Source organism: Bifidobacterium sp. KRGSERBCFTRI, from assembly GCF_025908335.1.
This window is the reverse complement of sequence record NZ_CP109653.1, coordinates 3,358,957-3,381,084: the sequence shown is the minus strand read 5'-3', so window position 1 is coordinate 3,381,084 and position 22,128 is coordinate 3,358,957. Positions and strand designations below refer to the sequence as shown.

The 22,128-nt window shown below is 53.9% G+C and carries 24 protein-coding genes; 11 read left to right on the top strand and 13 right to left on the bottom strand.

All coding sequences use genetic code 11. From position 1 onward, the window contains the following. Positions 1 to 316: 316 nt before the first annotated feature. Positions 317 to 754 (bottom strand): DUF4234 domain-containing protein, encoded by a 438-nt coding sequence (locus OGI63_RS14230; RefSeq protein WP_004268913.1) that lies wholly within the window; start codon positions 752 to 754, stop codon positions 317 to 319. A 232-nt stretch (positions 755 to 986) separates the two neighbouring features. On the opposite strand from OGI63_RS14230, the gene OGI63_RS14225 reads away from it, so the two are divergent. The 3 genes from OGI63_RS14225 to OGI63_RS14215 all read left to right on the top strand — a co-directional run bounded on the left by OGI63_RS14225 (position 987) and on the right by OGI63_RS14215 (position 4,262). Next, positions 987 to 1,256: an aminoglycoside 3'-O-phosphotransferase gene (locus tag OGI63_RS14225; RefSeq protein WP_014482491.1), complete on the top strand. Its 270-nt coding sequence runs from the start codon at positions 987 to 989 to the stop codon at positions 1,254 to 1,256. Between the two features lie 9 nt (positions 1,257 to 1,265). Beyond that, positions 1,266 to 1,799 (top strand): phosphotransferase, encoded by a 534-nt coding sequence (locus tag OGI63_RS14220; RefSeq protein WP_072633034.1) that lies wholly within the window; start codon positions 1,266 to 1,268, stop codon positions 1,797 to 1,799. A 213-nt stretch (positions 1,800 to 2,012) separates the two neighbouring features. Then, on the top strand, positions 2,013 to 4,262 hold the full coding sequence (locus tag OGI63_RS14215; protein WP_004219079.1) for a glycoside hydrolase family 3 C-terminal domain-containing protein: 2,250 nt from the start codon (positions 2,013 to 2,015) through the stop codon (positions 4,260 to 4,262). A gap of 91 nt (positions 4,263 to 4,353) precedes the next feature. Here the strand turns inward: OGI63_RS14215 and OGI63_RS14210 are convergent, their stop codons facing one another. Together OGI63_RS14210 and OGI63_RS14205 are read right to left on the bottom strand one after the other, a co-directional pair. Continuing rightward, positions 4,354 to 5,004 (bottom strand): aldo/keto reductase, encoded by a 651-nt coding sequence (locus OGI63_RS14210; protein WP_004268911.1) that lies wholly within the window; start codon positions 5,002 to 5,004, stop codon positions 4,354 to 4,356. Next, positions 4,967 to 5,215, bottom strand: coding sequence for an aldo/keto reductase (locus OGI63_RS14205; RefSeq protein ID WP_014710493.1), 249 nt, complete (start codon positions 5,213 to 5,215; stop codon positions 4,967 to 4,969). Before OGI63_RS14205 ends, OGI63_RS14210 begins: the two co-directional genes overlap by 38 nt. A gap of 143 nt (positions 5,216 to 5,358) precedes the next feature. On the opposite strand from OGI63_RS14205, the gene OGI63_RS14200 reads away from it, so the two are divergent. Further along, positions 5,359 to 6,249 (top strand): LysR family transcriptional regulator, encoded by an 891-nt coding sequence (locus OGI63_RS14200; protein ID WP_004219078.1) that lies wholly within the window; start codon positions 5,359 to 5,361, stop codon positions 6,247 to 6,249. Between the two features lie 187 nt (positions 6,250 to 6,436). On the opposite strand, the gene OGI63_RS14195 is transcribed toward OGI63_RS14200, so the two are convergent. Next, positions 6,437 to 6,796, bottom strand: coding sequence for a type II toxin-antitoxin system PemK/MazF family toxin (locus OGI63_RS14195; protein WP_240080157.1), 360 nt, complete (start codon positions 6,794 to 6,796; stop codon positions 6,437 to 6,439). 25 nt (positions 6,797 to 6,821) lie between these two features. Continuing rightward, positions 6,822 to 7,082: an AbrB/MazE/SpoVT family DNA-binding domain-containing protein gene (locus tag OGI63_RS14190; protein ID WP_004219074.1), complete on the bottom strand. Its 261-nt coding sequence runs from the start codon at positions 7,080 to 7,082 to the stop codon at positions 6,822 to 6,824. Positions 7,083 to 7,117: 35 nt separating this feature from the next. Here OGI63_RS14190 and OGI63_RS14185 point away from each other — a divergent pair, with 35 nt between their 5' ends. After that, complete coding sequence (locus OGI63_RS14185; protein ID WP_004219073.1) at positions 7,118 to 7,267, top strand: hypothetical protein; 150 nt, start codon at positions 7,118 to 7,120, stop codon at positions 7,265 to 7,267. 70 nt (positions 7,268 to 7,337) lie between these two features. Next, the gene (locus OGI63_RS14180) at positions 7,338 to 7,568 is read left to right on the top strand and encodes a type II toxin-antitoxin system YafQ family toxin (RefSeq protein ID WP_004219072.1); all 231 of its coding nucleotides are present in this window, start codon (positions 7,338 to 7,340) and stop codon (positions 7,566 to 7,568) included. Between the two features lie 263 nt (positions 7,569 to 7,831). Here the strand turns inward: OGI63_RS14180 and OGI63_RS14175 are convergent, their stop codons facing one another. After that, positions 7,832 to 8,035, bottom strand: coding sequence for a hypothetical protein (locus OGI63_RS14175; RefSeq protein ID WP_004219071.1), 204 nt, complete (start codon positions 8,033 to 8,035; stop codon positions 7,832 to 7,834). A 528-nt stretch (positions 8,036 to 8,563) separates the two neighbouring features. Between OGI63_RS14175 and OGI63_RS14170 the strand changes: the two genes are divergently transcribed. From OGI63_RS14170 to OGI63_RS14160, 3 genes are read left to right on the top strand one after another with little or no spacing between them, the layout of a single operon-like run. Beyond that, the gene (locus OGI63_RS14170; protein WP_225842341.1) at positions 8,564 to 9,652 is read left to right on the top strand and encodes a hypothetical protein; all 1,089 of its coding nucleotides are present in this window, start codon (positions 8,564 to 8,566) and stop codon (positions 9,650 to 9,652) included. A gap of 26 nt (positions 9,653 to 9,678) precedes the next feature. After that, positions 9,679 to 11,814, top strand: coding sequence for a hypothetical protein (locus OGI63_RS14165; protein WP_004219068.1), 2,136 nt, complete (start codon positions 9,679 to 9,681; stop codon positions 11,812 to 11,814). Beyond that, on the top strand, positions 11,795 to 12,376 hold the full coding sequence (locus tag OGI63_RS14160) for a hypothetical protein (protein WP_004219067.1): 582 nt from the start codon (positions 11,795 to 11,797) through the stop codon (positions 12,374 to 12,376). The genes OGI63_RS14165 and OGI63_RS14160 overlap by 20 nt, the downstream gene beginning before the upstream one ends. 27 nt (positions 12,377 to 12,403) lie before the next feature. Here OGI63_RS14160 and OGI63_RS14155 read toward each other — a convergent pair whose 3' ends face one another. Then, positions 12,404 to 14,827: a hypothetical protein gene (locus tag OGI63_RS14155; protein ID WP_004219066.1), complete on the bottom strand. Its 2,424-nt coding sequence runs from the start codon at positions 14,825 to 14,827 to the stop codon at positions 12,404 to 12,406. Between the two features lie 555 nt (positions 14,828 to 15,382). On the opposite strand from OGI63_RS14155, the gene OGI63_RS14150 reads away from it, so the two are divergent. Further along, positions 15,383 to 16,240 (top strand): PmeII family type II restriction endonuclease, encoded by an 858-nt coding sequence (locus OGI63_RS14150; protein ID WP_225842342.1) that lies wholly within the window; start codon positions 15,383 to 15,385, stop codon positions 16,238 to 16,240. A 94-nt stretch (positions 16,241 to 16,334) separates the two neighbouring features. Here the strand turns inward: OGI63_RS14150 and OGI63_RS14145 are convergent, their stop codons facing one another. The 3 genes from OGI63_RS14145 to OGI63_RS14135 form a co-directional block, all read right to left on the bottom strand. Beyond that, on the bottom strand, positions 16,335 to 17,696 hold the full coding sequence (locus OGI63_RS14145) for a DNA cytosine methyltransferase (RefSeq protein WP_004219064.1): 1,362 nt from the start codon (positions 17,694 to 17,696) through the stop codon (positions 16,335 to 16,337). A gap of 844 nt (positions 17,697 to 18,540) precedes the next feature. Next, positions 18,541 to 19,488 carry a transporter gene (locus OGI63_RS14140; protein ID WP_226802640.1) on the bottom strand — a complete coding sequence of 316 codons (948 nt, stop codon included), beginning with the start codon at positions 19,486 to 19,488 and terminating at the stop codon, positions 18,541 to 18,543. Between the two features lie 144 nt (positions 19,489 to 19,632). Next, the gene (locus OGI63_RS14135; protein WP_225842344.1) at positions 19,633 to 19,974 is read right to left on the bottom strand and encodes a hypothetical protein; all 342 of its coding nucleotides are present in this window, start codon (positions 19,972 to 19,974) and stop codon (positions 19,633 to 19,635) included. A 36-nt stretch (positions 19,975 to 20,010) separates the two neighbouring features. Here OGI63_RS14135 and OGI63_RS14130 point away from each other — a divergent pair, with 36 nt between their 5' ends. Continuing rightward, complete coding sequence (locus OGI63_RS14130) at positions 20,011 to 20,334, top strand: nucleotide pyrophosphohydrolase (protein ID WP_004219060.1); 324 nt, start codon at positions 20,011 to 20,013, stop codon at positions 20,332 to 20,334. Positions 20,335 to 20,471: 137 nt separating this feature from the next. On the opposite strand, the gene OGI63_RS14125 is transcribed toward OGI63_RS14130, so the two are convergent. From OGI63_RS14125 to OGI63_RS14115, 3 genes are all read right to left on the bottom strand, one after another. Further along, positions 20,472 to 20,741, bottom strand: coding sequence for a hypothetical protein (locus OGI63_RS14125; protein WP_004219059.1), 270 nt, complete (start codon positions 20,739 to 20,741; stop codon positions 20,472 to 20,474). 183 nt (positions 20,742 to 20,924) lie between these two features. Further along, entirely contained in the window at positions 20,925 to 21,200 is a 276-nt protein-coding gene (locus OGI63_RS14120) for a hypothetical protein (RefSeq protein WP_004219058.1), read from the bottom strand. Between the two features lie 181 nt (positions 21,201 to 21,381). Beyond that, a complete protein-coding gene (locus OGI63_RS14115; protein WP_225556965.1) occupies positions 21,382 to 21,609 on the bottom strand; it encodes a hypothetical protein in 228 nt (75 codons plus the stop codon). Between the last annotated feature and the right edge of the window lie 519 nt (positions 21,610 to 22,128).

Genomic DNA, 22,128 nt, shown 5'->3' with positions numbered 1-22,128 from the left:
CCTTATGTTTGCTTCCCATATGCCTGCAACCACTCCCGTTACACCGGCGCACCAATGCACCAAACACAAGACTAGTGAACTGTAGTTCACTAGTCTCTTCAAGTCATTTTGATTGGAATGGTCGCATTTCTTCATGCAACATCGACGTTGCATAGGGACACTATATCATTTATTGAACTATAGGTAGATAACTTTGCGGGGAGCATTACCCAGCCGACAATGCGACAGATCCACCAAACGAAACCGACAATCGGTCGCCAATCGCCAAAAATGGGCGCGGAATCCGCGCCCAAACCCAGTCTGCTTCAATCAGAGGTCAGATGCCATAGGCGTTATATGACGCACACAGATCGTTCATTGCATGCAGCATTTTGTAGTGGTAGATGAACGGCCCCACCACAATCAGCGAACCGAGCACCTCCCACAGCCAGAAAGTGCTTGCCGTGACAGTCGGCACCATGCCCCGCCTCCGCTGTTCCTCGCCGATGCGGTCACTGAAATTATGGAACCACACCAGCCAGCCAATGCCAAGCGTGAGCCAACCGATGAGGAAGTACATCAGGCAGTAGTTCATCGTCTTCTTGCCGTCGCGTGGGCTGGCGATGGTATTGAGCGCCTCGGCCGTAGTGGTCATGATCACGATGTCGTAGATGCCAAAGGTGATCAGACCAAGCAGAATGAACTTCGTCAGCGAACGGTTCGTGGGCAGCCGGTAGGCATTCGGACGCATCTGTTGCACAGGTGGCGCCGGCATGGGTGTTCCCTGCATGGGCGGCGTCGCGTAAGTCATATGTCTCTCCCGTTCTCTCACTGCTCGTGTTCAGATCGTCCGGATACACATCGCCTTCGCATACGTGAACCGTAAGATCTTCCCCCAGCGTACGGGGCATTCCCCAAGCAGGCGCACGATTTTCGCTCATTTTTCCTTTTCCGGCAGTTCCGCTGCCTAATCTGCCACAGGACGCGCCATCGGCTATATTCAGCATATGCAGCACACACCGATCGAGAGCATTCCCAATCTGCCAGCCCAACTGAGGCACTACACGGCAGGGCGCCGACTGTACGACAGCAGCTCCTCCCCCGAGGCGCGCGTCTACGCCCTCTCAGGCGGCACCCGCGAAAACGCCCGTCCCGACCTGTTCCTCAAAACCGCGGCGAGCGGCACGCTCGCGCACGAAGCGCGCATGGACGACACATTCCATATGCTCGGCATCGGCCCGGAAGTGCTCGAATACCTACCCGGAAGCGAATCGTAGGCGGATTGGCTGCTCACACGCGCGGTTCGCGGCGAAGACTGCACCGCGGAACGCCATCTCGCCAACCCGCAGCGGCTATGCGACACATCGGCCACTTTGCTGCGGGAACTCCACGAGCTGCCGCACACCAAGCACGAGCAGGTCGCGACACTCGCCATTCCCGATGTGCTCGCAGACTATCTCGCCAATGCCGAGCACGGAGTGCATACCGGCCGTTTCGACGCGCAATTCTGCGGCCTTTCGCAGGACGACGCCCGGCGCATCATCGCCGAGCGGCCCGAAACTCTGCATTCGGACGCGCTGATTCACGGCGACTACTGTCTGCCGAACATCATGCTCGACGATTGGCGTCTCGCCGGTTTCATCGACCTCGACCATGCCGGGTTCTCAGACCGGCACGTCGACATATTCTGGGGAATCTGGACACTGCAATTCAATCTGCATACCGACGCATATCGCGACCGGTTCCTCGATGCGTACGGGCGTGATCGCGTGGATCAGGACAAGCTCGAATTGATTGGCGCAATCGAAAGCTTCGGCTAGGCACCGTGCCCATGCAAGCGGAATGAGCAGCGGACGAAATCGGCGAATATATCTAAGCATTTCACCGTTATTCACCCCTTGCAGTGCGACAATGCGCGCATCTACGATATTTTCATTCACGAAGCCCGTCTTCGTTCATTTTCATGCCCGCATTACGCAATGCCGCGCACGTGCACACAGTTGCCCGTCCCCGACGCGCACGAAAGGAGTCGAATGCCCCACGCATCCCAGCAGAACACGACACCAGCACACGAACTGCCCCTCGAGAAGAGGGCGGCGCTCACCTCGGGCGCGGATGCGTGGCATCTGAACGGCCTGAGCGAGAGCACCTCGTATATGATCACCGATGGCCCGCATGGTCTGCGCAAGGCCGCGCAGAGCACATCAATGGATATCGAGCATTCCATGCCGGCCACATGCTTCCCGCCGGCAGCGGGTATGGCGAGCAGTTGGAACCCGGGACTCGTGCGCGAGGTCGGTGTGGCGATCGGCGAGGAATGCGTGCAGGAGAAGGTGGCCGTGCTGCTCGGGCCGGGCGTGAACATCAAAAGGAACCCACTCGGAGGCCGTTCGTTCGAATTCTGGTCCGAAGACCCGTATTTCGCCGGGCATGAGGCCATAGGCATAGTCGAGGGGGTGCAAAGCACCGGAGTGGGCACGTCGCTGAAGCATTTCGCGGCGAACAACCAGGAGACCGACCGCATGCGCATCGACGCGCGGGTAAGCGAACGGGCCTTGCGTGAAGTCTATCTGCCGGCATTCGAGCACATTGTGACCAAAGCCCATCCTTGGACGGTCATGTGCGCCTACAATCAGCTCAACGGCACGCCGTGTTCGCAGAACTCATGGCTGCTCACCAAGGTCCTACGCGACGAATGGGGGTTCGACGGCGTGGTGATCAGCGACTGGGGTGCCGTGCACGATCGCGTGGAGGCGCTCAAAGCCGGACTGAATCTTGAGATGCCGCCCACGAACACAGACGAACAGGTGGTCGTGGCGGTACGCGACGGTTTGTTGGATGAGGACCAACTTGACCGCATGGCACAGGGGATGCTCGACCTCATAGAAAAGGCTGCTCCTGCAATGCAGCAGGACGATCACCCCTACGATCTGGTGAATCACGGTGCCATCGCACGGCGTGCCGCACAGGAATCCATGGTGCTGCTCAAGAACGATGGCGGGATTCTCCCATTGGCCGCCGACGGTTCCGTCTCCATAGCCGTCATTGGCGAATTCGCACGCACACCGCGGTATCAGGGAGGGGGATCGTCCAAACTCACCCCGACCTATGTCTCGTCGTTCCTCGGCAGCCTGCATATTCGCGACATTCCCGTGGACTTCTCCCCCGGCTTCACCTTGGACGATGCCAAGCAGGACGCCGCGCTCACCGCCCATGCAATCGACATGGCATGGCGCAACGATGTGGTGCTGTTCTTCGCAGGACTCCCTGAGGAAGCGGAATCGGAGGGCTTCGACCGCGAGACCATCGACCTGCCCCAAAAACAGCTGCGACTGCTTGCCGACATTGTGAAAGTCAACCCCAACGTGGTGGTCGTGCTGTCAAACGGATCGGCCGTCTCAGTCACACCGTGGCGAGATTCGGTCAGGGGCCTGTTGGAGGGGTGGCTGCTCGGGCAGGAGGGCGGCAATGCGCTCGCCGATGTCATCTTCGGCGATGTGAGCCCCTCTAGCAAACTCGCGCAGACCATCCCGATGAGCGTGCTCGACGATCCGAGCATGCCCAACTGGCCCGGGGAGGCAGGGCATGTGGATTACGGCGAAGGCGTGTTCGTGGGCTACCGATACTACGACACCTTCGGCAGGCAGGTGGCATACCCGTTCGGATACGGCATGACCTACTCCACCTTCGAGATTCGCAACCTCAGTGCAATCCCGCATGACAATACCGTGCAGGTGAGCGCCATCGTCACGAACACCGGTCAGGTGCGCGCCTCGGAAGTCGTGCAGCTGTATGTTGCGCCATGCGCCTGTGATGCCGCCCGGCCCGCCCACGAGCTCAAAGGATTCGAGAAGATCACACTCGACCCGGGCGAGGCCAGCATCGTCACATTCGAGCTCGACAGCAGGTCGTTCGCCTACTGGTCCGAGCCGAGGAACGACTGGCATGTGGAACGGGGCACCTACACCATTGAGATCGGTTCGTCATCACGTGACATCGCCGAACGAGTGCAGGTCGAACTGCCCGGTGACGGCATACGCCTGCCGTTGACGCTCTCCTCCACCTTCGACGAATGGAGCGACGACCCGATAGGCGGCCCGATACTGCAGGCCGCGATCAACCGGCTGTCGCAGCAGGAGGGGCATCCCATCATTCCCGAAAGCGACATGCTCCGTATGCTGCTCGGCAGTATGCCAATGAACGCCACCAACGTTCTGCTGGGGTCTGCAGCCGGCCGTCTCTGCGAACGCATCATGGGTCTCTACAACGCCAGCAACCAATGATTCACGTGAAACGTGGTGGCGTTGGGCGTCAGCATGGCAACGTCCCGCACCACCACGTTCCTCACTTGGCAAAGTCGCGGATATATACCGTTCAGGAGCGCAGCGCGCGCAGGCTCTGGCCGAAGATGCTCACGATGGCCGTCGGATCGCGGTGATCGAAGAACTGGCTCTCGTGCTTGTCGAGGCTGGCCATCGTGGCCATGTCCTCGTCGCTGAGCTCGAAGTCGAAGACGTCGAAGTTCTCGGCCATGCGCTCCTTGTGCACCGACTTCGGAATGGCGACGATGCCGCGCTGCAGCAGCCAGCGCAGAATCACCTGGCCGTTCGTCTTGCCGTACTTCTCGCCGATCGCCGCGATGGTCGGGTCGGTGAAGATGTGATGCTTGCCCTCCGCGAACGGCGCCCAGGCCTCGACCTGCACGTCCTGCTCCTGGGCGAAGCGCACTTCATCCTTCTCCTGATACCACGGGGAGACCTCGATCTGGTTGACGGCGGGCTTCACATTGCTCATGAGCTCCAGATTGATCAGCTGGTCCGGCGCGAAGTTAGAAACGCCAATCGAGCGAATCTTACCCGCCTGCTGAGCCTCCTCGAGCGCGCGCCATGCGCCGGCGACGTCGCCGTACGGCTGGTGGAGCAGGTAGAGATCGAGATAATCCAGCCCGAGCTTGCGCAGCGAATCATCGATGCCCTGCTTCGCCTTCTCATACGTGAAGTGGTCGACCCACAGCTTGGAGGTCACGAAAAATGTCTTCGCGCGGGACCGAGCTCTTCGCGATCGCCGCACCGACCGCCTCCTCGTTCGCATATGCGGCGGCCGTATCGATCAGTCGGTAGCCGGTCTCCAGGGCATCGGAGACGGCCTGCTCGCACACGGCCAGATCCGGCACCTGAAACACACCGAATCCGAGCTGCGGCATCTTGTTTCCATCGTTCAAAGTGACGTACTGCATGAGTTCTCCTATCATGTCTATTCACGTTTTCCGTGTTCACCCAGAATCGTAAAGCCGTTGTTCGGCGAAGTACAATGCCTATCATTTATCTTGCTATGCGCAATCTGCATAGTGGGCTCGGTCTCGAAGACGAACGGAGCGATATGACCGAATTGGAAGCACTGCGCGAACTCGTCGCCTTCCGCGAATACGGCACATTGAGCGCGGCCGCAGACGAACTGCGCATCACTCAGCCGACCATGACGCGCACGATGCGCAAACTGGAACGCGAGCTCGGCGTCCCGCTGTTCGACCGGCGCGCCAAGAACCGGCTTTCACTCACCCACACCGGCGAGCTCGCCGCACAGGAAGCCGAGCAACTGCTCGACGCCTACGACCGGTTCGTCGAGACCGTGCGGAACGACGCGAATCTGCACAACGAGATCGTCGTCGGATCCGTGGCACCGGGTCCCCTGCATTTTCTCGAGCAAGCCGGCGAGCGCAATGCCAAATGGGAATCGTCCATCACCGTGCGGCACAGTCTCATTGAGCCCGACGCGGTGCTCGACGACCTGCTGCTGCGCAAGGAGACGATGATCATCACCGACCGCGAAGTGGACGACCCGCGCGTGGAATCACTGTACTTGGGCGAGGAATACCTTGGCGTGGCGATTGACAATTTCAATCCGCTCGCCCAGCGCACGAGCGTCACCTTCGCCGACCTCGCCGGCATGGATTTCGTGGTCGCGCACGACATAGGCCCGTGGCGAGCGGTCATAGAGGAGCAGATTCCCGGCGCGCACTTCCTGTACCAGCAGGACCTGAGCGCGCTCGAACAGATCAGCAAATACTCGGCGTTCCCGTTCTTCTACTCCAATCTCACGAGATCGCTGCGCATGACCGACGAACGGTTCATGCCGCACACGCGCACGGCGGTGAGCATTGCCGACCCCGCCAATCGCATCGACTTCTACGCCACGTTCCTGGGCGACAACCGGCGGCTCGCCCTGCCAATCCAGCAGTACCTGGCCCAGCATCGGCCGCGGGAGCAGTGAGCGGAGGCGTGAATGTGCGCGGTGGTGTTTCTTGCGCGGCATAGTTCGCGGAAATCACCGTGAGATATGCCGCTTTGACCAGCACGCGGACAGCAAGCAGTCTTTCCCCCCTCTCTTCCCTTCCTTTGCGTAAAAAGAGTCAAATAGACGCACTCAGATGTCCTTTTTTACGTAAAGAGGACTGTTGTCAGTATGACGGAAGCACCATCATGTCAGGCTGGATGAAGCACCCTAGCAGCATGGATGTGACCGTATCCATATCCTTCTGCCTGAGCGATCCGATCTTCACAGCGTTCCTGGCAGAGAGATCGAGCGCCCGGATCTGCTCCAACTGCACGAATCCATCCGCCACACCGCTCCCACCATTTGACACATCGGACGCCGGAACAGGGGAAAAGGGTATGTGCAGCTCAAAATCGCCCCGGCCATGGGAAATAGCCGCAACAACAGTGAGGGTGCAGTTCCGGTTGAAGGCATCATTGCTCACCACAACCACAGGTCTGCGCTTGCGCTGCTCATGCCCCTTGGATGGGTCGAGGTCAACCATCAACACATCGCCGTAATGGCACATATCACAGACCCTCATTCCCCGCTGGAGCACCGAAATCATCTTCGCAGGCCCGGTAGGGCTCCTTGCGATCCTTGAAAACCGAAGCAAGATTCGCGACACGAATCGCGCGCTTTGCCGACCGCGCGGGCTTGAGCACAATCGCACCGTTTTCGACGGTTGCCTCAATCTGCGAATCATCGGGCATCCCGACCTGCTCGCGCATCGCCTTGGGCAAGCGAACCGCCTGCGCATTGCCCCACTTGCTCAGTGTCAGCATTGTCATGGCCACTCCTTTCAGTAGATACAAGTATATACTTCATGTTCGCCAGCTGCAACGCGCACAATGCCCACGAGGAACCGAATACCGAAAGCATGCAGGCCATTGCAGAAGGAGACGCCTTCCTTGCCAGCGGTCAAGAGGGGCGCTTCAGCAACGCCGAATCGCTGATCAAGGCAGCCCTTAACTGATGGCACGACTCAGCGCGGACTTCTCAACGGCATTCAGCCGAGATCTCAAGAAGAAGGCACAGAAACGACAGTGGGACCTTCCAAGCTCAAGGAGGTCATCGAACTGGTGATCGAGAACTCCCCTGCATCCATTGCGGTGCTCAAACAAAGGCATAATATGCATACACTCGCCGGAAAGTGGCAGGGACGAAACGAATGCCATGTGGCGAACGCCGGCGATGGGCCGGTCATTTGGTCTTGCAACGGCAAAGTCGCCTTCTTTGAGCACACCGGTTCCCACGACGAACTGTTCGGTACATAATCGGTCATGGCGGCATCACCGTCGAAGCAGATGACAATACCCACTTTCCCTCTCTTTACTTTGCCCTCGCTCCGCCTTCTTTCTGCCTTTCTGCGTAAAAAGAGTCAAATAGACGCCCTCAGATGTCCCTTTTTACGCAGGAAAGGCTGCCGATAATCGGATATCTATAGTTATGGGAGATTCTGGCTACAGATATCTCACTGGCAAAACCGGAGCACCATCATGTCGGGCTGCGCGAAGTAGTCGGCGGCATTAGCGGTGAATCACTCAGGATTGCCGTCAAACCCGCGCATCAGCGTACCGGACTCATCGGTGAGAGCGCCCGATTCGTCAAGAATGGGCGTATCGAGCACGGATTTGATGGACATGGCAAGCGATGCGCACGCGGCGACCGACTGCTTGGCTTGCTGGTCGAACTGCGCGTAATCCTCGCCCTGAGCGGCGATAACCTCGTCGAGATTGCGCAATGCGACAGAGAATCTGACATCGAGCTGAGTCAGCGTAGCATATACGACTCACCCGCCAGCGCTCACAGACACTACGCGAAAATCCACAGAACGACATTGTAAAAATAGTGGCCCGCCACTGCATTTTCCGCGTACACTGGAATCAATCGGCGAGGAGGACGAGAGGGGGCATCAATGGATACCGCACGGCAGTTCATTCCCATGGCGCCCGTATGCACGGTTACCGCAGATCAAGTAGTACATGACTTCCAAGGAGATATACCTGCAGGAGTGAAATTCCGCTGCCCATCGTGCGACCGACCAGTGCAATTCCACCGCGGCAGTCGAGCGTCTACAACATCTGCGGACGCATCTGGGGACCAAGCTCCCGCAGTTCGCAGAAATCCACGGAGCCACTCATCTCGTTCTGTTCACCGAACTGTACGGCCGCACTTCCGGCATGCGAAGAACGACCCAGTCGCCAGATTCTGCGAACGGTATCAAGCGGGTTTAGGGGCTGACCCACGTATTATCGTCCCCTCTCTACCGATGTTCCTGCGCAAAGACCGCAACCGAGCAGGGAGCGGCCACCACGCACAAAGCACGCCCACTTTTCATTTGGAGATATCGGTTCGTCGTCGATCACTCGGGCATGATCTCATCTCCGAACTGCGCAAAGATCGCGCTACACTCACTGTAGACGGGATCTCCCACAATCTTGCCGATCTTGTGTCCGACCGCAAATACACCATTCACCTGGAGAATCCCTCCTTCGGATTACGTGCACGCATTTCCGTCCCGGAACAGTGGCAGAGGAATGTGGGCAGTCCCGAAGACGGCGAACAGGCGTTCATCTTCACCTCGGAATTCGGCCCGAATGGAGGCCGTAGACTTTCCTATGGGGCTTCTCTCCACGCCGGGTTTGATTACTATGTGGTTGCACGCCCCAGCATTCTACGTGCTCTTCAGAGCTGTTTCGACATAGCCGTTCCCATCGGCGAAATCAACTCGTCGCACGGCAATCTTCTCGTGGTGCGCATCGTCACGCTGTGGAATTCGCTGAATCGTACACAAGCTGATTTCTGGCTTGCAGATCACGGTTTCCGACTCACCAGTCTTGATCTCGACCCCGTTCCCGTTTGGCCTCCCCAACTGCGTTCTAACGGCATAGACGAACCCTTGTTCTCGAATAGTCAGCAGATATACCAGACACCATTTGCATCCCGCAACGAAAATCCCGTACACGATGACATTGATTTTCCGCGTCTCAACTGTGATCATCTCAATCCACGACGTGTTGGTTTGCTTGGTTTTGCCCCACATGGCCGAGTCCGCTCACAGATAGAGGGCGAATGCTGTTTCCTGCGTGCGAATCGGTATTTACCATGGAGTGCTTACGTGCTCTCACACACATACCCTGAAGGACTCATGTTGGCAGATGCCCCTCATCTGCCTTCATCTGATGAGCAGCCACACGCCTCCTCCACTGCTCTGATGCCCGAATTGGCAATAAAGCAGACACAGTGTCAGACACTCAATAAACATCTCGACATAGAGCAGAGGAGACTCGAACAGCCTCAACACCATGGCATACCACTCAGTGTCTCACTTGCCCGCATACGTTCCACGTACCGTTAACACACTCATCACTTTGGGAGAAGCAGATGTCACAGCAATTCAACGAATCTCGGCAGTCCTGGGGTCTCTTTGTCTGGAACGACAATGGTGACGGACAATTCATACGCATCATCGATTACGTGACCGATTCCGCGGGGAACGGATGTTATGATTGGGTGGCTTATCCGCGCTGGTGGGAACGGTCCAGGAACCCGTCTTCAGATGACCCTCTTGACCCGAAGACCCTATACAACCCAAAACTCACGCAAATCATGGTCAAGAGTGACTCGGATTTCAAGTTTCTCCAGTGGACACCGAATTACAATCGTCCAGATCATCCGTTTGTTGAGATCTTTCAAGGTGGCCTACGAACCACCGAGCCTCCGCTGTATGAGGTGATTGATTGCCCGGCCAATCGTGCGGAAGAGCTACCTGACGTGCTTTCGCAAGGCATACAGTATTCCGGCCGTCCCACCGCGAAAATCCTGCTATTGTTCGCAGAGAATAACAATATGTTGGACGCGGCCGTCCTCGACCGCAGTATGACAACGATTCATAATGGCTTGCTCACACTGAGCAACACAGCACCGAACAGCGTCCCACGCGTCATCCTGGATCGCCGTCATGTGCGAATCATCAATCAGGGTTTCAATAGAGGTGACCGTCTGGTATACAATCTGCCGACACAACTGAAGTCTCACTCTCAAGTAGTGATCAAGCCTATGCGAGATCTGGCGCAGTTGTACGTGAACTGGTACATCCGCAAAGAGCATGCGATGAATGGTGACGAGCTCATGCGCACAGCCGGAGATGTTCTGGAACAGGCATTCGAGAAACCGGCGAATCTTGAAGAGTACCTCGGTGCCAAACCCTCACATAACGATGTCCGGGCACTTCAAACGGCAATCAAAGCAACCATTCGCAGCAATACCGACGATGTGTCTGAGATCATCTACGATGTGCTGAAAAACGACGACGACGTAATGGCAGAATTCCGGAAGCAAGCCACTGCGCAGCTCGATGACGAATTCGAGAAGCACAAGCAAGTATTATGCAAGCAGCTGGATGAACTGCGGGCCCAGCGGGATGAGGAATCAGAAAAGGCGGAACAAGCAACTGCACAGTTGGCGGAGCTCAATCAACAATTGCAGCGCAAACGTGGTGAGATACGCGATGCACAGGCAGAGTTGGAGTTGCAGAAAGAGGAACAACATAAAGCGCTGCAGGATCTGGAGAATAATGTGGCACTCAAGCTCGGCTTGCAGCAGATTGCCCAGCAGAATCATTCCATGATGGAGGAATTGACTATACGGCACTCGACTGCGCCAGATTCCTCCAGACAACTTCGCATGGCCCCCATGATGGGACCAGCGAAAACACAAGCAGCAACAGATATGCAACAGGCAGTGGCGCAGAATATGCAGATACTAGGCTGCACCTTCACCGGACAGAGCAACAGGAACAATGAACGAATCACGCATTTCGCCGCTCATCTCTGCCGTACACTGCGCACAACGCGATTGCTAGCGGTCGATACCGTCCATGTGCCGACCATCGCCAATACGCTAGCCTTCGCGCTCGCCGGCACACCAGCACAGCATACTGGAATTCCAATCGATTTCAGTGATTTCACGATGCTGGAAGAGTTTCTTGAGCACTCTGAGTCGCCGGTGATTGTGCTGGATAACGTGTTCGACACCGTCAATGAAAGTCTGCTGTTCGCATTGAACCGATATAGTCCTGCGAAATCAGTAGTGATTCTACCGATCGGCAGTTTTGCGAATATACGTCTTTTGGCACCTGAAGTGTGGAACAAGGTGTTCTATGTGCCAACGACTGGGATGGTGGAGCTTTCGGCTTCAGATAAGCCGCTGCATCATGCGCAGGAAGCGCTCAAGCGAATCGACATAACTTCAAGATCGATACTGGCGCAAATGGACATCCTCCGAAGAATGACTTCCATTCCGCAGAACGCATTGGTGACGCCATCCGCCATCACGGCGATTGCACAGGACACTGCATCAGCACGTCAATGGATCATGCCGCACCTATGCATTGAAACATATGAATACCAAGGAGCGGAAAAAGCCCACGAATTGAGCCAGGAACCGACCAATAAAACCATTGCGGCTCAACTCGCCGCACTCATCGACAGGATTGACCATGGTTCGCAGGCTCGTTGATGTGATGGCACATGACTTGGGAGTGCCACGACGGGCGTCCGATGACCCTGACGGGGAAGCGTTGGCATGTCGTTGCACATTCACAGCGTTGCGGTTCTGGATGCAGGCGTATTGCATTGATGACGGCTATGGAGGGGCAGCTGGCATCGCGCAGACCGCGGTGGAGCAGAAATCCTTGGCATGGATCAAGCAGATGAGCGCCCTGTATCCGCAGCTGCGAAGCAAGTTTACGCCAGCCCTGATTCACCAATACTGCTCAGCTTTGACAGCTATTGGAGATCTGGCGGAAACCAGCGAGGGCATGTTGCGGTGCACCAAGCCACATGACCTTAGGATTCCGTACAGCGGCGGCACGTTTGTGATCGCGCAGCTGGGATTACGTGATCTGACGGTACAGGATTGGGAAGGTTGCGTTCTTTCCGATGCCGTTGTATTTGCCGGAGTAAGCAAACACAACGGCATCGTCGGGTTTGATCCGGATATGATTGGCTGGGAGCTCCCTTACCGTGACGAGCTGCTGTTCCTGGCAAAATGGCAAGAAGCCAGTAACGCATTGCGTTGAGACAGGGCTGCCACCTGACTCAGCTCATCAGCCTTTCTCAATCTGAGCTACCGGCTTCCATTGAGCCCCAGATGCACCCCTATTCTCATCTGTGATTCCTGTGACCTTTCCGAGCTCTTTCACGCATTTCCGCATGTATTTCACGCTTCTCTTCATATTCTTTTCACTTTTGTCGATTCCCTTCAGCGCCTCAGAACGTTCGCGTTTAGCGCTAGGATCCGAATCCGCATCTCTGCTACCGCTTTGCTTTATGAACTGCTTGAGCTGCCCCAAGAAGTCAAGCTGAGGCTCAGTTTCCCGTAGCTGCTCGCACACACTCTGCCGCACCTGACGCACGAGTTCCACACCACCGTCGATTTCCATCAGTACATCCCTGCAGAACACTATCAGTTTTGCGCAGGTGTTCAGCACGTATGCGTCTTGATTTGCAAGCACCCAAGTGCCCAACGTTGCCGCGCCACCGCCAGTAACAGCCCCCAGCAATGCGCCACCTCCTGCAATGAGGGCTACGCCTCCCGACATTCCAAGACCACCTGCCGCCAGCGAGCCGCCTCCCACCGCAGCAAGACTTGCGCTCGTCAAAGCAGCTCCCGACAATCCGGCCACAGAAGGTCCAGCTAGGATTGGCGCAATCGCCGGTGCGAACACATAAGCAGCCCCTCCCGTCGCAACAGCTACAACCCCGATTCCGACACAACCGGCTAGAACCGCTTTCTTCACACCTTTGATTGCCGACGTCTCCTTAATCACAGCTTTTCTGTATTTGGTGCATTCCTTATCTTCAAACCCCGGCAGATCACTGCACACCATATCCAGCGTCGCCGCATCGTATTTCAATTTCTTGCTCTGATACGGCATGAACTGAGAAGCTTCCAATGCCACGAGTTTCTGCCAGACTGGAGTAGCATACCTCTGAATTCGATGAATTTCATTTACGAGTGCTTCTTTGTCGCGCAATATGAATTCAGAGCAATTATCGTTCTCCCAATCGCTGAACTCCCGTTCCTTCTCCTCTCTTGTCTTCTTGTTCTTCGTCTGTTCAATGTCGAGGCGAGCTGCCTGATACTCAATGGAAACCACCATATTCGCCTGCGCCATATCCAGCTCGAAGAATCGCATGACCGAGGCATCATCGCCATAGCCGTTTCCTCGCCCGTGAAACTTTGCCTGCAAACGAGTCTCTCTCTTCGCTTTCGCATGTACCTTGTAATCCGTATGCACGGCGAAGACGAATCGCACGACGCCCACCACATTTACATGTAGCAGGAAATCCGACACCATTCCCGGATTGAGCTTCCCTCCGCTACGCATCAGCGTGCGAATCGCCCCATCCGTCATATCGACAACAGAGAACACCCCAGTCGCTATGGTGACCATCCGCGTACCCAATGGCGAACCGTGTGGCAACAATGCGTCAAGCCCAACGCTCAGCAATGACTTGAAATCATGCACTTCCCCGTTCGAGCACATTGTATACAGTCGCCGGGCTGCATAGCATACGCAGACAAGGCATTCGTTGACCAGCACCGGCACCGACTGCCTAGCAAGTTCATGCGCGATTCCCAATTCCGCTCGCAAATCGAAGCGTCGGTAGATTTTCTTTCCTTCTTCGTCGACGGTCTTGAGCAACGTTCCGTTGAACAGTTTGGACAGCATCTTCCTGAATAACGCCTCATCAGTCATCGCATCCTTGAACAGAGGAAGCGCGGATAGCTGCTTCATCAACGAAAGTATCGGCCCTGGAATACCGGTCCCCTTCCCCGCTGATCCACTCGAACCCGCCATATCGCTCACCATATGGAAGAACCAACGCACAGCACCGAGCATGAGCTTCTCTTCTATAGTTTTCCCGATGAGCTCCTCATCTGCAACAGGCACGACCATAAAGACACCGTGCTGATCGGTGCCATACACCTTTCCGGTGAACTGCGTCAGCAATGAAAACGCAAGACCACCCAAGCTCATGTGATGCGAGAAATCCCTGAGATGATGCTGACGACCACCACCGAACTCACTTGTTGCACGATCTCCCACAAATGGATACTTCTTCTCTAGAAAACGAATTGCCGACTTTACGTCATCGCCTTTATACTCTGGATCCATCTTCGCGACTGCCATCACAAACTCATTGACACGCTCGCTTCCCCATTCGCGAGCGCGATCGAAATCAAACTTCCCCACCCACAATGAGTCAATAGCGCCAGAGATGATTCCACAGCCGGCAGCAAGCATGTAATCCACACGATGAGATTCATCCTGATCGCTATTGTTTTCTTCCTCGATATCCTCTATTTCGATCGTTGTATCTTCATCAATTCGGCTTCCGGACTGCGAGGCTTCATCTTTGGTGCCTTCTATGTGACGCTCGGATTGCAAAGGCTCGAGAGTGTAATCGATGTACACTCCCCTATCGAAGTGTCCATTCCACGTCTGCAATTCTCCACTGCCCATGCGATTCTCCTCACCTTTGAGACATACGTTGCATTTTAGCGTATGGCTCACATTGAGGTAGAGAAGAAGCAGTTGCGGGGAAGTTAGATTCCTTTCCCGCTACAGAATCCAACTTTCTTGCATCACCTCATAACCTCAATTCCTAATTGAACACATACACCCTTCTGTGCCTAGTGGGTGCCGTCCTCGTCGACATGAACGGGGGCTGGACGATCCGCCGGTTCATGAACGCCAAGGACATACGCACCGCGTCGAGATCACTTCCGAGATGCAATGTCGGGCCGACCAAATCATCATGATCGCGCTCGAGTCCACAGCATGAGCATATACTCAAAAACAACCGATGCCGGCTACGACGCTGACACCAACATTTGAAACGTAATCAGGGTGTCTCATGGCACAAGAAACCAGGATTTTTACACCGCTTCAAAATCTTAGTCAACAATTCGGCACAAACACATGAAATACGCATTTCAGCCTGAAATCCTGCGACAGACATTACACAGTCTCATAAAGATTTGCATATGCAGGATACGCACACTACGGTTAATCCATATGGAAGATCAAGTGAGAATTTACGACAGCGCAGCCGAGGAAGAAGCACGTAGAGAAAGCGCCCGCTCCATTCTAAATGCCTACATTCAGAGTCGAATCGCTTTTTACGATGGCACGGGAAGCTCCTCAATGACCTATGAGCGTTTGCTGGGCAAGGATTTTGCAATTTATGCTCTGCGTGGTATTGAAACCGCTGAAGACTATGCGCGTGAGGCTTTCCACGCAGTCGAATCTTCAAGCGAAGAGACGGCAATGGGTACCCGTTGGCAGGAGTTGATTGCCAGCATTGCCGAAAACGCTATTGATACGGGTGATTTGACCGCGACCAGAGATGGAGCGGTCTATGTGATTGAACTCAAGTCACAAGAGAACACGACCAATTCATCGTCGTTCCCCAATGAATTGAGGAGTTTACGTCAACGCATGAAGGAGATTACGGGCCGTAAACGTGCTTCGAATCAGAGAGTGGAGGCAGCAATCTGCATCACGCGTTCGACTATCAGTAAAGACGAATGGCGTACGTTCGAGGTGAGCGGAGTGACTCAGGAGAACGCCGATCTCAAGAATTTTCGTTACCGCTATCTGTCGGGCACTGCAATGTGGCAGTGGCTGTGCGGCATTGACTCACCGTATGGCCTTATTCGCCCATTCTCAAGTATCAACTCTGAAGCCGTGCTTCTGGCTCGTGAATCATCACTCGAGCGAGTAACAACGCAACTGCTGGAGGAGCTCGATAAGAATGGTCTTCCACATACACTCGACGGTGTTGCCGAGCTCTCTGACAGATACAAGGCCGAAAAAGAGGCGAAACGCCGTGAACGCGAAGCCAAGAGGAACGCCAGGAATACTGGCAGATAAAGGACTTTCGCAGATTCCAATGGAGGCGTGCAAATCATTGATTTGATTTGCGCGCCTCCATAATTGATAATTTAAGATCACTAAATCCTACTATTCAGGCCAGATTCCAGTTTTGATCGCTGGTATGGGCATATCTTGAATAGGGGAAATTGCGCCAACGCTCATCATGAGCCTCTCCCCTCATGTCATCGAGAATTGCTCGGCCAATTGCTTCGCCCAAGCTGACCGGAACGGCGTTGCCGATTTGGCGGTACTGGTCGTGAATGCTGCCAGCAATCCACCAATCATCAGGGAAACCCTGCACCCGTTTATATTCTTCCACGCTCAGCGGTCGCAGCTCCTTGGGATGGCAAAGGTCGGTGGCTGGCATCGTTGGGCTGGTGACCAGAGTGGGGGATGGTCTATCCCAAGCGATGCGTCGGTAGAATCCGGTCTTGCCGCCTCCAAGCTTATAGGCCTTACCCATAGCCTCCTCTTGAATTTCGATGGGGAGTTTGTTCCAGCACTGCCCCTCTTTCAGCATGCTGAAGTAAAGCAACCGCTTCTCAGGGAAATCAGTGTGGGTTTGCCGAGAATCTTCAATATCGTAGACAACGTCTCGGAACGTTACCCAAGAGGGAAGATTCCAGTTTTGGACATATTTGCCATCAGGATCAGTATGCGTAGGTATGAGCCAGTCACACTTCGTGCCATCACGTTTGGCAATAATGACCACACGCTCACGAATCTGGGCCGCTCCAAAGTTAGCCGCGTTGTAGAGATTGAACGAAACACCGTAGCCCATCTCTTCCAACTTATTGAGTATGTAGCGCATCACTCCGCCCCGGATTGGCTTCCCGCCAGATTCAACGGGAAAAGGGGTGGAGAGCAGTCCGCGTACGTTTTCTATGACTAGGTATCGCGGCTTCAATTCGGAGGCCAAGTCCAAGTATCTGAGAAATACATTGCCGCGGGGATCCTCGAATGCACGGCGCGCGCCTGCTGTTGAAAATGCTTGGCATGGCGGACCGCCGAACATCACATCGATTTCACGCCCCTGAGGGATACGGGCCATTCGACGAACCTCGTCGGCACTGATTTTGGTGATATCTCCGAGCAGGGCGACATCTGGACGGTTTCGATGCAAGGTCATACGGCATTCACGATTGTTCTCACAATATAGTGCCGCCGATATGCCAGCTCGCTCAAAGCCAAGATCCAGACCGCCAGCCCCACTGAAAAATGAGAGAGCGCAGATGTTGTCCTCGAAGTCTTTAGTTGACACTTGATCCACCGCAGCTTGAATCAGATTATTCCGTTCCAGATATGCGTCGATGGCTTCTTTACGGAAAACTTTACGAGCTCCGCAGGTGTCAAACTCAAGTTCGCCCGTATTCGCGAGACGTGTCACTACACCCGCAGACACCCCTATATATTGGGCTGTTTCCTTAGTGTTCAGCAGCGCGTTTTCCGACATACCCCAATCATATAGTTTAACAGGGACTACAAAATGAGTACTTTCGGTGATTCCATATACCACTAGAACCTTGGAGGCGAGAACAATAGCGCAATCCCGTCTCACACCATGCTCGAGACTCAACTCACAATTGAACACACGCGGCATCGTCGCAATACACTTGCCAATAGTTAAGTTCACACGCCAACCATCGCTACACCAAGACCGAATTGCTCATGCAGCTACCACCTCACAACCATCGACTCCTATACCTAATTAATTCCGCCCTCACCCACGAGCTCAAAACTATTTGCGCTCAATTAAGAATTGAAGTCGCAAGGCGGCACATGGAAAAAACTGGAAAGAATGTCAATTTTCCCGCAATACTTCAGTCTACCAGAAACCAATGAAGTAAACAAACGGGCGCCAAATCCGACACAGCAGCACGAACGCCGAGCCAGGGAACCACCTTGCACGACCACAAACGCAAACACATCGAAACTGCCAGCAAGATTCATCAATCAGACCAGCATGACCATACTCGAGTACGCGACATAAGCATATAAGCAAAACCAGCCAACGCCGATGACGACCCTAACGCCGACAATCAAAATACAATCCCAGCAAAACAAAAATACGAGATAATTCGTCAACACTTTTGAGATTTTCGAATATTTGGACGACAGCACGTATCGGCACCAGAACGCGCGTTTAGCCCCACTCAAAAACATGCCCTCAATACCACAATTCAAAAATTCTGCATCAGCCGCAAATTACCACCACTTTCAACAACCGGCATGTTGGCATATTCATAGCACCTTCAACACCACCTTGCTTACCCAAAACATAACACATAACAGCAATATCAACTACCACCAAGACCATTCATATACTCAACTCTATCTATATATTTTAAATGTATTTTCATATATAGTCTTGCTTTTATAGAATGAATAGATTCAATTTCAGCAACAAGTATCCAAGGACGACGCTTTCGAAGCTTCTCCGACAACTCCCCGCTAGACATACGCGAACAAGCAACGCAGAACAATGACCAGAAACTAAGCGATAATGCAATAAAAAATATAATTACATAATGAATACTATTATGAATGCTATGGAATACATAAAACAGGAGAGGCAAGAGGGGTACGAAACAGCTCGTCACAAGAAGTAGCCCATTCATCCCATGTTCTTCATTTTTTAACAATGCTACAAACGTCAGACAATAAATAAACAGGAATACAAGCAAGACAGATAGAATATTGCCATTATCATACCTCGTCGCCGATAAGGCATCCGTAATCAGCAACACCCAAGGACCTATAGCCATTATAAGCAAAATAGAAAGCAATACAAAAACTTTTACAAGTGATCTTGCCGCAGACCTTTCCCCTCCGTATCGTTCGTATAGTTTTAAATAAATCAATGAGACCGATTTATCAAAAGCCATCCTTGCATTGATAAAGTTTTTTTGCCCAATGACAATACTAAATCTACCTAGATAATAAAGAATAATGATTGAGGAAACAATTACCGCAATTGCCTTTATCACACCGAGACCGGAAAATAGAGCACGAGACATAACCGCAAGCACACTACAACTACCCACACACAGCCAGTATGAGAATTTACTCAATATCAGCATCTTCCCTTCCCCCTCCACAACAACAGCAAGAGCAATCGCAAGGGTAGACAGGAAAGAAAACAGCTCAAGCAGCAAAGAAAAGGGCGAATTGACATTCGGATAAAAATCTATAAAGTAATTATATAATTCACTCCAAGAATAATTATATTCTTTTTTTCTGAGCATGTATTCGATTTCATGGACATATGCATTAACGATGCTTAAGATTAGGACAAGAAGGCAAGATGCCGCCATGTATCGTTTCTGCCCATTCTCCGTATATCTCAGTATACGTACATCAATCTTTTCCTTGCCAGCCAACTCTATTTCTCAGACTTCCTTAAGCGCATATGTAGGAATTTCATTCTTTGCATCGCCGATGAGATGCTGCCGCGTTGGCGAAACAATGTCATTTGTCTCGCCAACGTACACGATGTACCGAGTTTCAGAAGAGTCTTTCCTCTGCTTGACATCCTCGGCATGCACGATGTAAACGACCGGATACTGCTCAAGATACTCTCTGGCATGCTGTTCCACCACCGAATCAGCAGGAATGGATTGCTTCAACTGGCTCTCGATAATGGAATGTAGCGTCTCCTCATCCAGCTCGCCTGGACATGCGGGAATATGCACGATGTATGTGCTGCGCGACGACGTTGTAGGCATACTCATACTGCGCATACTAGCAGCTTTGCTACCATGGCACCCATGATCTCCGATGACACGCTCCGCATGATCCACCAGTTCAGCGCAGACCGCGACTGGCAACAATTCCACGCGCCTGCCAACATGGCAAAATCTGTGAGCATAGAAGCGGGCGAGCTGCTCGAGTGCTTCCAGTGGAGCGACGAGCCACGCGACGGCGACTGGGAGCACGTGTACGAGGAGCTCGCCGACGTGATGATCTACTGCATCCAAATGGCCGACGTGCTCGACGTCGACCTCGACGAGATCATCCGCAGCAAAATGGCGAAAAACGCCAAGAAATACCCAGTGGAAGCAAGCCGCGGCTCCAGCGCGAAAGCGGAGTGAGACAAACGCGCACGCTCCGTCCGCCGTTCCGCATCCCGGGTGCGTAAATAGAGTCAGATCATGACACTATGCCGACCCTATTTACGCAAGGAAAGCAGTACATGGACCTGTCATCTCCAGACTGCATGCTCACACTACTATTCCCAAGTCTCTCCCGTGCACTGCCAATCCCGATGCCATATCTCAATCTGCTCATTTAGCATCTGCCGAATCTTCTCATCTGCCGGGATCGTCGTATCAGCCGAATCCTCGCAGGAAACCACCTGCGTATAAGCAGTGCAAACCTGAAAGGAGAAACCAGATGGCAACCACGGCTGACGGTCGGGGAAATCCACGGCATAGGTGCGCGCACCCGAATCATAGGCGACTTCGGCAAGCACATGATGATTCAGCATGAATAGAGCCATGGCACAAGCATACTTACCAAGTCAATACGGGCAGTTCGAAAACATGCCCCATGGAAGGGGCCTTGCGAGGAGATACCGCATTTTTGGAGGCATGCCCACAAAACCTGTCCGTGAAGTGAATGCTATGCGAGGAATTCTCCATGTTTTCAACATCTAGGCAGTGGCTGTACAAGCCTGTTGTTTCTAGGAAGTAGGCGAATATGGGAGTGTATGCTCGGGCAGATCTACTTTTGTCGCATGCTTCACAATGTCCAGGAAGTCTTTGTCCTGCACATGCAGATAGGTGCTGAAACCATCTGTTCGCCGCATTTTCAACATAGGCATACCAGGACACTCCTCTGGAGTTAGACCTGGTTCACAGTAGCTGAAAATCCAGTATGGTCCATACTCCACCACAGAGATGATCTGGAGATGCGATTGCATCTCGGCCGCCTTGCGCAATGCTTCCTGAATGCCCATACCACACCGCCCCACAGCATGAACGCTTAACTACATGGAGCGAAGTCTGCGGAACCTGTGCGATCTTCTCTTCACAAGAAGAGTCAAAACACAGCTCCCACCGTCCCTTTTTACGCAGAAGCGATTTCGGGAGATTAGCGTTCGCCGCCGTTCCGCAGCCGCGCACCAACTGCCCCGCACATCAGAACTCTTCCTCGCAATCATTGCAGTGATAGCTCGGCGTCGGGTGGAAAATGTCGATGTCGCAGCCGCCCAGCACCACCTTGCCCTCAGCGAGCTCACGCTGCAGTTCCTCAGTGAACGCAGGCATACCATGCAGAATCTGCGCCACATGCCGCGAGCCACACCGTGGGCACACCACCTCCGCCGATTCCACATTTTCCGCATCCATGTCTGCGTAATCTCCCATATTCGCCATTCTCGTCGCCCTCCTCGGTTCCGCAAACAGCATAGGCACGCCTTTCGCATTCTCAGATTTCCTCACCGCTCTTCCCATCTTCTCAAGTATCTATATTTCCCTTCCTCTCTGAATTTTCTCGACATAACAGAGTCAAAATCACACCCAGTCGTCCGCTCTGCAAGAAGAGCGGTACCCGAGCCAGCGAGGCACGTTTCACGGAAACATCCGCATAACCGACCACCAAGTCACGCAGATGTGGCTCGTCTTTCGGAAGCTTCCGAACGATATGTCGTCTGCAGACTTCCCCGCAGCACATTCCACGGAATCTTCCGTAAGATATGCCATTCACAGACCATTCTGCGGCACAGCTCACGGAAACATCCGAAGGGACGACCGCGCAGACCCCGTTCCACGGCACAACGTACGGAAGCTTCCGTAAGATACGTCATTCTCAGACCACTCTGCGGCACAGCTCACGGACGCTTCCGCAAAACCGGCCGCCAAAGCGATATCTACGGCACAGCTCAC

Coding starts and splice junctions, on each gene's coding strand:
- OGI63_RS14230 (WP_004268913.1), bottom strand. CDS start 754: ATGCCGGCGCCACCTGTGCAACAGATGCGTCCGAATGCCTACCGGCTG.
- OGI63_RS14225 (WP_014482491.1), top strand. CDS start 987: ATGCAGCACACACCGATCGAGAGCATTCCCAATCTGCCAGCCCAACTG.
- OGI63_RS14215 (WP_004219079.1), top strand. CDS start 2,013: ATGCCCCACGCATCCCAGCAGAACACGACACCAGCACACGAACTGCCC.
- OGI63_RS14205 (WP_014710493.1), bottom strand. CDS start 5,215: ATGCAGTACGTCACTTTGAACGATGGAAACAAGATGCCGCAGCTCGGA.
- OGI63_RS14200 (WP_004219078.1), top strand. CDS start 5,359: ATGACCGAATTGGAAGCACTGCGCGAACTCGTCGCCTTCCGCGAATAC.
- OGI63_RS14195 (WP_240080157.1), bottom strand. CDS start 6,796: ATGGTTGACCTCGACCCATCCAAGGGGCATGAGCAGCGCAAGCGCAGA.
- OGI63_RS14190 (WP_004219074.1), bottom strand. CDS start 7,082: ATGACAATGCTGACACTGAGCAAGTGGGGCAATGCGCAGGCGGTTCGC.
- OGI63_RS14185 (WP_004219073.1), top strand. CDS start 7,118: ATGTTCGCCAGCTGCAACGCGCACAATGCCCACGAGGAACCGAATACC.
- OGI63_RS14170 (WP_225842341.1), top strand. CDS start 8,564: ATGTTCCTGCGCAAAGACCGCAACCGAGCAGGGAGCGGCCACCACGCA.
- OGI63_RS14165 (WP_004219068.1), top strand. CDS start 9,679: ATGTCACAGCAATTCAACGAATCTCGGCAGTCCTGGGGTCTCTTTGTC.
- OGI63_RS14160 (WP_004219067.1), top strand. CDS start 11,795: ATGGTTCGCAGGCTCGTTGATGTGATGGCACATGACTTGGGAGTGCCA.
- OGI63_RS14155 (WP_004219066.1), bottom strand. CDS start 14,827: ATGGGCAGTGGAGAATTGCAGACGTGGAATGGACACTTCGATAGGGGA.
- OGI63_RS14150 (WP_225842342.1), top strand. CDS start 15,383: ATGGAAGATCAAGTGAGAATTTACGACAGCGCAGCCGAGGAAGAAGCA.
- OGI63_RS14145 (WP_004219064.1), bottom strand. CDS start 17,696: ATGTCGGAAAACGCGCTGCTGAACACTAAGGAAACAGCCCAATATATA.
- OGI63_RS14140 (WP_226802640.1), bottom strand. CDS start 19,488: ATGCTCAGAAAAAAAGAATATAATTATTCTTGGAGTGAATTATATAAT.
- OGI63_RS14135 (WP_225842344.1), bottom strand. CDS start 19,974: ATGAGTATGCCTACAACGTCGTCGCGCAGCACATACATCGTGCATATT.
- OGI63_RS14130 (WP_004219060.1), top strand. CDS start 20,011: ATGATCTCCGATGACACGCTCCGCATGATCCACCAGTTCAGCGCAGAC.
- OGI63_RS14125 (WP_004219059.1), bottom strand. CDS start 20,741: ATGGCTCTATTCATGCTGAATCATCATGTGCTTGCCGAAGTCGCCTAT.
- OGI63_RS14120 (WP_004219058.1), bottom strand. CDS start 21,200: ATGGGCATTCAGGAAGCATTGCGCAAGGCGGCCGAGATGCAATCGCAT.
- OGI63_RS14115 (WP_225556965.1), bottom strand. CDS start 21,609: ATGGGAGATTACGCAGACATGGATGCGGAAAATGTGGAATCGGCGGAG.